Genomic DNA, 10,539 nt, shown 5'->3' with positions numbered 1-10,539 from the left:
GCGAAGCGGAAAAAACGCTCCCGTCAGAAGCCGGGCGTTTCGCCGCTGGTGTACAGCCGCTTCCTGCTGGAGAACGGCGTGTTCCTCTCGCTCATGGATATGGGCAAGGACCTGCCGGAATACGAGGAGATCCCTGTACCGCTCCAGCTGCCGGAGCTGGAGGAATCGTTCCGTGAACTGCTCAGGACACGGAGCGGCGAAGGCCGCAGGCTCGCCCAGAAGCTGCTGTCTGTTTTCCTCAACTTCATGATGGCCTATCCGGATCAGCCGTACGGCCACAAACCGGTGGTGCATCCGGACACGGGCCAGGCGCTTTTCGCCGCGGAGGACAGCGGGCTGCCGGAGGAACAGACCGAAAAGGACCGGCGCACGCTGGAGATCGTCTGCCGCAAGGTAAGCGCCGGCGGACGGATGCTGCTCTACGTCAACTGGGTATGTCTGGGCAGTCGGACACGGCTCAAGCGCTTTCTCACGGATGCCGGCGTCCGCGCCGAGATCATGGAGGATACCGTCCCGCCTCGCAAACGGGAAGAATGGGTGGCAAACCACCTCCGGCAGGGTATGCAGGTGATGATCGTCAATCCGGCCAAAATTGAGAAAGGCTGTGCGTCCGTAAGGACACCTTATTTCGTGTGATACGAAAGCTGCCCGAGGACTGTTAGAAATTCTGCTGTTGGCATAACAGCAACAAAAAGTATCATTGATTTTCCCGCAAATGAAAAGAATCACGCATATCAAGCGTGGTTCCCGATAAGTCGATAAATTGGAATCTGCTATTCCTTTGATTTGCTCCCGAAAATAACCAAAACCAATTCAATAATACCCAAAACAAGACCGATATAGAAAAAAGGTGCCTGGAACTGCAAAATTATTTCCAAGCAATAGTAAGGCTAACCCTATCATCATGGTTCGATTTTTCATAACTCGTACCTCCGGAAAATTCCAATTTATTGAGATTAAAAAATTAACCAAAAACTGATGGTTCAACAGCCTATAACAATGTAAATTCCACAGTCAGTGGCAGTAAGGTGGTGAGTGTAATGCTTACGTCGCTTACGCCACAAGATGTCATAGTGAAACGCTTTATCAGCTATTGCTGGAAAGCAATTGAAAATCAGACAAGTGAAGTATACAGATTTTTGCGAAAAGATGCACTATGCCATATTCCGGGTGCGCTGTTCTTTGAGGCCATTCCACAACCGGTAAATGTGATACATCTGACAGGCGCAGAATTTGTAATTGGGGATATTTGCGTGCCTGTTTATGACAGCGATCTTGCTGACGCACTAAAACAGCTTTCGATAACACAGCGAGAGATTATCTTGCGTTCCTATTTTCTACAGCAAACAGATCAGGAGATAGCTTCAAGTATGAAGCTGACCAGAGAAAAAGTAAGCTACCAGAAACGGAAAGCGATGAAACAACTCCGAGAATGGTTTGTTGGGGAAACGTGTGAAGAGTAAAGCAAAAGAGAAACGGATTCTAAGCTATGATACGGTCAAAAAAGCTGTACATGGAGACGAACAGGCAATGCTACGGGTTGTACATTTCTTTCAACCGATAATCCATTCGAACGCCTTACGCCCGTGTATTGATGAGCAGGGTAACTATACATTTTACGTTGACCGGTTTGTCAAGGGGCATATTGAAAACGGGCTTTTAAGGGCGAATTGGGATTACCAGAAGTACTGGAACAAATAATCGCTTTTTTCATCGGCTTCCCCATGGGGATTTATAAAATGATTATGGGGAAGCCGATGAAAGGCGGCTGCAGTATGAGCCTTGACAAGTAAAGAGCATGGATGCGTTCCTATGAAGTAAGCGCCGGAAAGTTGCAATCCGCTGGGTTAAATGAGCAGATCAACAGCGACCATCGGCGGCTGAATACCTGCGGACCTAACATGGTAATTGCAGTTTAATTATGAACAAAGATTAGAAACCGAAATATGGGCGGTATGTGCCACAGACGTATGATGAGCCTGATTGAAAAACGCAATTGACAGTCATGCGAGATGAGATGATCCGCTGTACCCTATTGCATTGGAATAGAGGGCTTACCGCTATTCATATAATGTATTAGCCAATCGTGGAAAGGAGGCTAATCATGGCAAATGATGATAAAAACCAGATACTTTGCAGAAGTGTTTTCAAAAGCGGCGAAAGCACGACTTCAAAGGCTCAATTCACAAAAAAGTGGGCTGAGATGATAAATAGAATAGAGAAAAACAAGACGGTGCGCCTTACAAAATAGCAATGACAAGCTGTTTTCTGCATGGTATAATATGCAAGAAGCAGCTTGTTCCTATCTCTAAGGAGATATGAATATGAAAGTAGCTATTTATTGCCGCTTATCTGAAGAAGATAGAAACAAGCAATTTGAAACGGATGACAGCAACAGTATTCAGAACCAAAAGGCGATGCTGCTGCAATATGCTATGGAACAGGGGTGGGAACTTTACAACATTTACAGCGACGACGACTATACCGGTGCTGATAGGCGACGACCGGAATTTAACCGTCTACTAAAAGACGCGGAGCAACACAGGTTTGATATTATTCTTTGTAAGACGCAATCACGCTTTACTCGTGAACTTGAGTTGGTGGAAAAATACATTCACGGTTTATTCCCGATATGGGGCATACGTTTTATCAGTATAGTTGACAATGCAGATACCGCAAACAAGGGCAACAAAAAATCACGACAAATTAACGGGCTTGTCAATGAGTGGTATTTAGAGGATATGTCTGATAATATCCGCAGCGTCTTGACGAACAGACGGAAAAACGGTTTTCATATCGGTGCATTTGCTCTTTATGGATACAAGAAAGATCCCGACCAGAAAGGGCATTTGATAATCGATGAAGAAGCGGCAGCCGTTGTCCGTGAAGTTTTCACCCTGTTTTCACAAGGATACGGAAAAACTGCAATCGCCCGTATACTCAATGACAGGGGTATACCTAATCCAACAGAATATAAACGTCTGCATGGCTTGCGTTATAAATCGCCGAAAACAAAAAACAGTACCCTTTGGAAATACTATTCTATTTCCGATATGCTGCTAAACGAAATCTACATTGGCAATATGGTGCAGGGAAAATATGGAAGCGTGTCTTATAAAACCAAACAAAATAAGCCGCGTCCGAAAAGGGATTGGTATCGTGTTGAGGGAACACATGAGCCTATTATTGACAGGGAGTTGTGGGATAGGGTGCAGGCATTGCTTGTACAGCGAGCAAAGCCCTTTGACGTAGGCACAGTCGGTTTATTTGCAAGAAAAGCCCGTTGTGCAAATTGCGGCTACACTATGCGTTCTTCTAAATCAGCCCCTCGGCGCGGCGGAAAGCATTATCTAAAATGCTCTAACCATCATGTAACAAAGGACGCTTGTATTGGTTCCTTTATCTCTGTTGATAAACTGGAAAGAATGGTTATCGACGAGATCAATAAACTGGCGGTCGAGTATCTTGATAAAGACGAGTTAGAACAGAACATAGAATTTTGTGATAACTTGCAGGGACAGAAAAAATGCTTGCTCTCTGACATAGCTGTTTATGAGAAAAAGGTTGCCGAGCTTTCCAAAGGTATCCGTGAACTTTATATGGATAAGGTAAAGGGGTTAATATCCGAAAATGATTATGTGGAAATGTCAAAGGACTTTACTACGGAGCGAGCCCGATTGGAACGTGGGATTGTTGACGGACAAAAACAGTTAGGCGAAATCGAGGAAAAAATCACGGTGGGCGATAACCGCCGTCAAATTATCGAACAATATTCCAGCTTGGAACACCTTAATCGTGAAATCGTGGAAATACTGATTGATTACATATCTGTCGGCAAGCGTATTCAGGGAACAAGGGACGTTCCGATTGAGATTCACTGGAACTTTTAATTTAAAGTTGTTCTTATATGATTGCACCATCTGCTGCCATATCCTCGAACAGGTCGGTGATCGGATCCCCCTTGGACTGGAACGTCATGGCGCTCCACGGCGTGCCGGAGGCGAACTGCGGATAGATACCGGTCGTATGATCGACAAAATAGGTGTCGAAGCCGCCCTCTTTGATCTGTTCGGGCGTCAGGTTGCGGGTGAGCTGGTACACAATAGCGGAGATCATCTCCATGTGCGCCAGCTCCTCTGTACCTGCGGCGGGGTCGAAATGACGCCCGCCGGATTTGACAGCCCGCGCCCCGTGGCGCTATAATAGGTGCATTAAGTACAGGGAAAAGAGCGGATGAACGGATGAAAGAAGTCGTAGCCGCCCTGATTTGGGACGGAGACAGGTTTATGATCTGCAAGCGGCCGGCGCATAAGGAGCGCGGCTCGCTCTGGGAATTTGTGGGCGGTAAGGTCGAGCCGGGCGAGAGCCAGTCCGAAGCGCTGATCCGTGAGTGCAGGGAGGAGCTTGCGATCACCGTTGCGCCGGGTGCGTCGTTTATGGAGGTCACGCATGTGTATCCAGATATGTCCATCCACCTGACGCTGCTCAACGCCCGCATCACCGCAGGGGAACCGCAGCTTCTGGAGCATGAGGCGCTGCGCTGGATCACACCGGCGGAAATACCGGAATATGAATTCTGCCCTGCGGACGAGGCGATTCTCACCCGCCTGCGCGGGGCGGCCGAGTAAAAACCAGTACGCAAGGAGGACGGCGTTTATGCTGGCGTATACCTATATGGAGCGCGGGAAATTCGCGCTCAGAAACAAGCCCGTGCCGGTCGTTCAGGACCCGCACGACGCGGTCGTGCGCGTGACGCTGGCGAGCATCTGCACGAGCGACCTGCATATCAAGCACGGCTCTGTGCCGCGCGCGGTGCCGGGCGTGACCGTCGGGCATGAAATGGTCGGCGTGGTCGAGCAGGTGGGCGCGGCGGTCACGGCGGTCAGACCCGGCGATCGGGTGACGGTCAATGTCGAAACGTTCTGCGGCCGGTGCTTTTTCTGCGAGCACGGCTATGTCAATAACTGTATCGACCCGAACGGCGGCTGGGCGCTTGGCTGCCGTATCGATGGGGGACAGGCGGAATACGTCCGCGTGCCGTATGCCGACCAGGGGCTGAATGTGATTCCGGACGGCGTTTCCGACCGTGAGGCGCTGTTTGTGGGGGATGTGTTGGCGACCGGCTTCTGGGCGGCGCGCATCGCGGAGATCAAGCCCGAAGATACCGTGCTGATTCTGGGCGCCGGCCCGACGGGTATCTGCACGCTGCTCTGCGCGCGGCTGCGCGGCCCGGGCAGGGTGATCGTCTGCGAGCCGGATCCGGTGCGCCGCCGTTTTGTGGAGGAGCGGTATCCGGAGGTGCTGACCGTAACGCCGGAGCAGGCGCCAGATTTTGTCCGGCGATACAGCCGGCATGGCGGCGCGGACGCGGTACTCGAGGTGGCGGGAACCGCAGACAGCTTCCGGCTTGCCTGGGAATGCGCGCGCCCCAACGCGGTGGTGACCGTGGTTGCGCTGTACGACGCGCCGCAGATGCTGCCATTGCCCGATATGTACGGCAAAAACCTGACCTTCAAGACCGGCGGCGTGGATGGCTGCGACTGCGCGGAAATCCTGCGCCTGATCGCGGCGGGCCGACTGGACACAACGCCCCTGATTACGCATATTTTCCCGCTGTGCGAGATCGACGCGGCCTATGACCTGTTTGAACACCGGCGCGACAATGTGGTTAAGGTCGCGGTCACGACCGAGGGATAAGTACGGGAATGACAGAAAGGCCGCCCAAAAGGGCGGCCTTTCTTTGCTTTTCAAGCCGGTCAGTCAACGAGCTTGTCAAGCTCCTTGACGTATTCCGTGCCGCTTGCGGTCTTGTGCTCGGCCTGCTTGGCGTACATGCCGACCGCGGCGGCGGACTTGCGGATCGGCTGCATGGTACCCGCGCCTGCGACGCAGCCGCCCGGACAGGCCATGCCTTCCAGCAGGTAGCCGTTGTACTTGCCGGCCTTGGCGGCGGCAAGCAGGTGGCGGCATTCACGCAGGCCCTCTGCGTTGGCGATTTTGACCTCACGCTCAGGGTACTTCTCCTTGATGACGTTGACGACCGCCTGCGCCACTCCGCCGGAGACGGCGAAGTTGCGACCGTCGGTCGAAGCGTCGTTGACGCCGTTCGGATCCTCCGGCACCATGGTCAGCTCAACATGCTTGGCGTCAAAGATACCGGCCATTTCCTCAAAGGTGAGTACGAAATCCACTTCGCTGCGAACGTCGGTGCGCATGGCCTCGAGCTTTTTCGCCGCGCACGGCCCGATGAATACGACCTTGGCGTTTTTGTGCTGGTGCTTGATCAGGCGCGCGGTCAGCGTCATGGGCGTGAGCGCCATGGAGATGCAGTTGGCATAATCGGGGTACAGCTTTTTCGCCATGGTCGACCACGCGGGACAGCAGGAGGTCGCCATGAACGGCAGCTTTTCCGGCACCTCTTCCAGGAAGTCGTCGGCCTCCTGCGCGGCGCACAGGTCCGCGCCGATCGCAACCTCGAAAACGTCCGCAAAGCCGAGCTGCTTCATCGCGGCGCGCAGGCGGCCGGGCGTGACCTTGGGGCCGAACTGGCCGACGAACGCGGGCGCGACGGCGGCGTAAACGCGCTCGCCCGACTGGATCGCGCGGATGACCTGGAAGATCTGGGACTTATCCGCGATCGCGCCAAACGGGCAGTTGACCAGGCACATGCCGCAGGAAACACACTTGTCGTAATCGATATCCGCCTTGCCGTTCTGGTTGGTGCGGATGGCGTCCATGCCGCAGGCGGCGGCGCAGGGGCGCTTCTGATGGATGATCGCGTTGTAGGAGCAGACCTCCACGCAGCGGCCGCACTTGATGCACTTTTCCTGGTCGATCACCGAACGCCCGTTATAGCGGGCGAGCGAAACGGCGCCCTTGGGGCAGACCTCGACACACGGATGCGCTAAGCAGCCCTGGCAGCCCTCGGTCACGACGACCTGGTTCTCCTTGCAGCCGTGGCAGGCGAATTTGATGATGTTGATCAACGGCGGTGTATAATAGGTTTCGGGCTTGTCGGCGGCCTCGATGCCGTCCGAAATGGGAGAGTGGTCGGCCGCGCTGCGGTAGGGCAGGCCCATGGCTAGGCGCAGCCTCTCGCCGACAATGGCGCGTTCCAAAAAGATGTCGTTGCGGAAATTGCCGACCTCGCCCGGCACGATCTCATAGGGAAGCTCTTCGATCCGTTTGTCCACCTGCCATTCAGTATGGTAGGCCATACGGGCTACCTCGCGGAAAATCCTGTGGCGGATCTCCTGGATACGGGTCTCTACGCCTCTCATTCTTTCTTCGTCCCCCTCAATATAGTTATGATATGATAAATCCTGTTTTTACAGTAAAATCGGGCTGCTTTACAACCATCATAAGCATACAGCAAAACACAATTGTTGTAAAGAAAGAAATTGTAGAAAATTTAACAAATTTCTGCGGTGCGGACAACGTCCGACTGTGCGGGAAGTGGAAAGCGGCGGGGAGGCGGCGCATATCCTCCTGATAGAGGAGGCGATGGAATGTACAGGCAGCCGGTGATGAAAGGGGAACGCGCGCGGCCGGCCGGACCGCGCTTTTGGGAGGCCTGCGGCAGGGCGCTGCTGGCGGAGGCCGAGGCCTGCGGTCTGCTGGACGCGGCGGCATACCCGCGGGTGGAACGGGAGCTGCGGCGTCGTTTGAACGATCTGGCGGCAGGACGGGAGGCGCGGCCGTGATTTGGGCCGCGGCCTATTGCCGCGTGTCCACGGACAAGGAGGACCAGGCGGGCTCCTTTGCCAGCCAGCAGCGGTATTTCGAGGCGTTTATCAGCCGCCAGCCCGACTGGGCGCTGTACCGGATCTATGCGGATGAAGGCGTGACCGGCACTTCGACAAAGCGGCGCGCGGCGTTCAACCGCATGATGGCCGACGCGCGTGCGGGCCGTTTTTCCTTGCTTCTGACCAAGGAGGTCAGCCGCTTTTCGCGCAATATCCTGGATACGGTCGCGTATACGCGCGAGCTGAAGCAACTCGGCGTGGGCGTGCTGTTCCTGAGCGACGGAATCGACACGCGGGACGCGGATGCCGAACTGCGGCTGTCCATCATGGGTTCGATCGCGCAGGAGGAGAGCCGCCGCACCTCGGCGCGCGTCAAGTGGGGGCAGACGCGCCGCATGGAGCAGGGCGTAGTGTTCGGCCGCTCGCTGCTGGGCTACACCGTGCGGGACGGGGTACTTACGGTTGAACCCGAAGGGGCGGCGGTTGTCCGGAGGATTTTCCGCCAGTACGGGGAGGAGAAAAAAAGTACCGGCGAAATCGCGCGCGGCTTGGAGGCGGCAGGCTGCCGCACCAGTCGGGGCGGCGCGTCGTGGTCGGGCAGCCATATCGTCAAGATCCTCCGAAATGAAAAATATGTGGGGGACCTGATACAGAAAAAGAGCATCACGCCGGACTACCTTTCCCATGCAAAGAAATACAACCACGGGGAGGAGGAAAAGATCATCCTGCGGGACCACCATGAGGCGATCGTCAGCCGGACGCTGTGGGAGACCGTGCAGCGGGAGCTGGAACGGCGGCGGCGGCGCGGTGGCGCAGGAGCCGGCGCGGGGGCGGGGCATCCGTTTTCCGGCAGGCTGCGGTGCGGGCAGTGCGGCAGCGCACTGGTGCCGCGCCAAAAGCGCCGGAAAGACGGGAGCCTATACCGGCGCTGGGTGTGCGGCCGGACCGTGTGCGGCGGGAAGCACACGTGCAGCATCGGCTGGGGCCTGCCTGAAGCGGCGGCGTGGTTCATGCTGCGGCAGGCTGTGGAAAGCCTCGTATTCGATTGGGACGCGGCGGTGCAGGCAGCGGCCGGGGCGGTCACAGCCGCGATGGAGTCCGGCGGCGCGGAGGACGCGGAAAGACGGCGGGAGCAGGCCGAAAAACTGCGGCGGAAAAGGCTGCGCGCCTTGGACGCTTTTCTGGAGGGGGCGATTACCCAGGCCGAGCTGCGCGGGCTGACGGAGCAGTATGACGGGCGGCTCGCGCGCCTGCAGGCACAGCCCGCGGCGGCGGCCGGTTTGCAGGAGGCGGCGGAGCGGCTGCGCGCGGCCCTGCGGCGAGAGTCGGGCTGCGGCGACGCCTTTTACCGCACCCTGCTGGACGGAATGGAGATCCGGCCGGATGGAACGGCGGCGCTCCGGCTGCAGGGCATACCGCAGGAATGGGTATTCACCGTAAAGGGGCCGGTATGACCCCGCCGTACCGATATCGGTCAGGATAGCCTTGCACTCCTTGTACGGCATGGCATAGCGCTGGTTGAGGTAACGCATGGAGGCGCCCAGCTCGCCGTCCGGTCCGCCAAGCTGGGTAATAACGATCTTGGCGGTCTGCGGGTCGGGATTTTTGATCTTGACAGGGAACTGTAAGCGTTTATCATATGACCACATTAATTATCCTCTCCTTCCCACGGCCACGGGTCGCCGAGACACGCGCCATACCATGACTTTCCCGCGCGCCGCAGGTAAGGAGGGAGCGTCTTTTCAACTTCTTGATTTGACAAAAGTGCTGTTTTCTGTCATAATTTTTATAGACAAAATATACAAAGGGGACTACGCGGCGCTGCAGGGGGGCAGCGCCGTGCGGAGAGAGGGCGCCGCGCGCGTTTGCGCGGCTTGCCGTAAAACGGAAGCGGAGGCAGGAACAGAGAAGGGAGAGGAGTTGCCTTTGGTTAAATTTGAACATGTTTCGCTGTCTTATGGGAGCCAGCAGGTGATTTTCGATTTGAGCTTCGAGATTCCGGACAACAGATTCGCCATCCTGATCGGCCCGTCCGGCTGCGGCAAGACAACGACGCTCAAAATGATCAACCGGCTGATCCAGCCGGACAGCGGACGTATTTTTGTGGATGGGAAGGATATCGCCCAGGAGGACAAGGTCGAGCTGCGCCGCCGCATCGGCTACGTGATCCAGCAAATCGGCCTGTTTCCGAACATGACGGTGGCGCAGAATATCTGCGTGGTACCCAGGCTGCTGAAGTATCCGAAAGATCAATGCGAGCAGATCGTGCGCGACATGCTCGCCATGGTCGATATGCCGTATGAGCAGTACGCGCACAAATACCCGTCTGAAATGTCCGGCGGGCAGCAGCAGCGTATCGGCATCCTGCGCGCGCTGGCCGCGTCGCCGCCGATCGTGCTGATGGACGAGCCGTTCAGCGCGCTCGACCCCATGACGCGCCGCACCTTGCAGCAGGAGATGAAATCCTTACAGCAAAAGCTGAACAAGACCATCGTGTTCGTCACGCACGACATGGAGGAAGCGCTCGACCTGGCTGACCTGATTATTTTCATGAACCACGGCCGTATCGAACAGATGGCCACGCCCGAGGAAATGCTTGCGCATCCCGCGACTGGACTGATCCACGATTTCCTTGGCAAGCATATGCCGGACAGCGCGGCCGCCGACCTCAAGGTAAAGTCTGCAAATAAAAAGTCAATAGGGGGAATGGAGAAAATGATGAAAAGAAAAAGGGCATACCCAAAGCGGCCAGATGGTAAAATGCGCTGGCCAGATAGGAAGATATGTATCAAGG

The 10,539-nt window shown here is 55.6% G+C and carries 10 protein-coding genes and 3 pseudogenes; 10 read left to right on the top strand and 3 right to left on the bottom strand.

Translation table 11 applies throughout. The features are described 5' to 3' along the window. The 5 genes and pseudogenes from H8S45_RS15365 to H8S45_RS15345 all read left to right on the top strand — a co-directional run. Nucleotides 1–636: pseudogene (locus H8S45_RS15365) on the top strand (helicase-related protein); the annotation flags it as partial. A gap of 404 nt (nt 637–1,040) precedes the next feature. Then, the gene (locus H8S45_RS15360; protein ID WP_186950514.1) at nt 1,041–1,463 is read left to right on the top strand and encodes a sigma-70 family RNA polymerase sigma factor; all 423 of its coding nucleotides are present in this window, start codon (nt 1,041–1,043) and stop codon (nt 1,461–1,463) included. Then, the gene (locus tag H8S45_RS16945; RefSeq protein WP_186950512.1) at nt 1,453–1,701 is read left to right on the top strand and encodes a helix-turn-helix domain-containing protein; all 249 of its coding nucleotides are present in this window, start codon (nt 1,453–1,455) and stop codon (nt 1,699–1,701) included. Before H8S45_RS15360 ends, H8S45_RS16945 begins: the two co-directional genes overlap by 11 nt. A 403-nt stretch (nt 1,702–2,104) precedes the next feature. Next, nucleotides 2,105–2,251 carry a hypothetical protein gene (locus H8S45_RS15350; protein ID WP_162838366.1) on the top strand — a complete coding sequence of 49 codons (147 nt, stop codon included), beginning with the start codon at nt 2,105–2,107 and terminating at the stop codon, nt 2,249–2,251. A 73-nt stretch (nt 2,252–2,324) separates the two neighbouring features. Beyond that, nucleotides 2,325–3,890, top strand: a complete 1,566-nt coding sequence (locus H8S45_RS15345) for a recombinase family protein (RefSeq protein WP_243182512.1) — start codon at nt 2,325–2,327, stop codon at nt 3,888–3,890. Between the two features lie 28 nt (nt 3,891–3,918). Here the strand turns inward: H8S45_RS15345 and H8S45_RS15340 are convergent. Beyond that, nucleotides 3,919–4,143, bottom strand: a pseudogene (locus H8S45_RS15340) (manganese catalase family protein); the annotation flags it as partial. 98 nt (nt 4,144–4,241) lie between these two features. On the opposite strand from H8S45_RS15340, the gene H8S45_RS15335 reads away from it, so the two are divergent. Next, nucleotides 4,242–4,628, top strand: coding sequence for a (deoxy)nucleoside triphosphate pyrophosphohydrolase (locus tag H8S45_RS15335; RefSeq protein WP_147574632.1), 387 nt, complete (start codon nt 4,242–4,244; stop codon nt 4,626–4,628). Nucleotides 4,629–4,656: 28 nt separating this feature from the next. Continuing rightward, complete coding sequence (locus H8S45_RS15330) at nt 4,657–5,697, top strand: alcohol dehydrogenase (protein ID WP_054328487.1); 1,041 nt, start codon at nt 4,657–4,659, stop codon at nt 5,695–5,697. Nucleotides 5,698–5,756: 59 nt separating this feature from the next. Here the strand turns inward: H8S45_RS15330 and H8S45_RS15325 are convergent, their stop codons facing one another. Beyond that, the gene (locus H8S45_RS15325) at nt 5,757–7,280 is read right to left on the bottom strand and encodes a 4Fe-4S dicluster domain-containing protein (RefSeq protein WP_107630953.1); all 1,524 of its coding nucleotides are present in this window, start codon (nt 7,278–7,280) and stop codon (nt 5,757–5,759) included. 228 nt (nt 7,281–7,508) lie between these two features. On the opposite strand from H8S45_RS15325, the gene H8S45_RS15320 reads away from it, so the two are divergent. Both H8S45_RS15320 and H8S45_RS15315 read left to right on the top strand, forming a co-directional pair. Then, nucleotides 7,509–7,703, top strand: a complete 195-nt coding sequence (locus H8S45_RS15320) for a hypothetical protein (protein ID WP_054328488.1) — start codon at nt 7,509–7,511, stop codon at nt 7,701–7,703. Then, the gene (locus H8S45_RS15315; RefSeq protein ID WP_054328489.1) at nt 7,700–9,199 is read left to right on the top strand and encodes a recombinase family protein; all 1,500 of its coding nucleotides are present in this window, start codon (nt 7,700–7,702) and stop codon (nt 9,197–9,199) included. The genes H8S45_RS15320 and H8S45_RS15315 overlap by 4 nt, the downstream gene beginning before the upstream one ends. 6 nt (nt 9,200–9,205) lie before the next feature. On the opposite strand, the pseudogene H8S45_RS16490 reads toward H8S45_RS15315, so the two are convergent. Next, nucleotides 9,206–9,394, bottom strand: a pseudogene (locus H8S45_RS16490) (manganese catalase family protein); the annotation flags it as partial. Between the two features lie 277 nt (nt 9,395–9,671). Here H8S45_RS16490 and H8S45_RS15305 point away from each other — a divergent pair. Then, nucleotides 9,672–10,539, top strand: an 868-nt coding sequence (locus tag H8S45_RS15305; RefSeq protein WP_186950510.1) for an ABC transporter ATP-binding protein, incomplete at its 3' end; no start/stop codon positions are given.

This window comes from Agathobaculum faecis (genome assembly GCF_014287995.1).
GTDB lineage: Bacteria > Bacillota > Clostridia > Oscillospirales > Butyricicoccaceae > Agathobaculum > Agathobaculum ammoniilyticum.
The sequence above is the reverse complement of the archived record's forward strand: the minus strand, read 5'-3'. Positions and strand labels throughout refer to the sequence as shown.

Bases quoted from the DNA above. Each gene is read 5' to 3' on its own strand.
- H8S45_RS15330 (WP_054328487.1), top strand. From the start codon at position 4,657: ATGCTGGCGTATACCTATATGGAGCGCGGGAAATTCGCGCTCAGAAAC.
- H8S45_RS15325 (WP_107630953.1), bottom strand. From the start codon at position 7,280: ATGAGAGGCGTAGAGACCCGTATCCAGGAGATCCGCCACAGGATTTTC.
- H8S45_RS15320 (WP_054328488.1), top strand. From the start codon at position 7,509: ATGTACAGGCAGCCGGTGATGAAAGGGGAACGCGCGCGGCCGGCCGGA.
- H8S45_RS15350 (WP_162838366.1), top strand. From the start codon at position 2,105: ATGGCAAATGATGATAAAAACCAGATACTTTGCAGAAGTGTTTTCAAA.
- H8S45_RS15360 (WP_186950514.1), top strand. From the start codon at position 1,041: ATGCTTACGTCGCTTACGCCACAAGATGTCATAGTGAAACGCTTTATC.
- H8S45_RS15335 (WP_147574632.1), top strand. From the start codon at position 4,242: ATGAAAGAAGTCGTAGCCGCCCTGATTTGGGACGGAGACAGGTTTATG.
- H8S45_RS15345 (WP_243182512.1), top strand. From the start codon at position 2,325: ATGAAAGTAGCTATTTATTGCCGCTTATCTGAAGAAGATAGAAACAAG.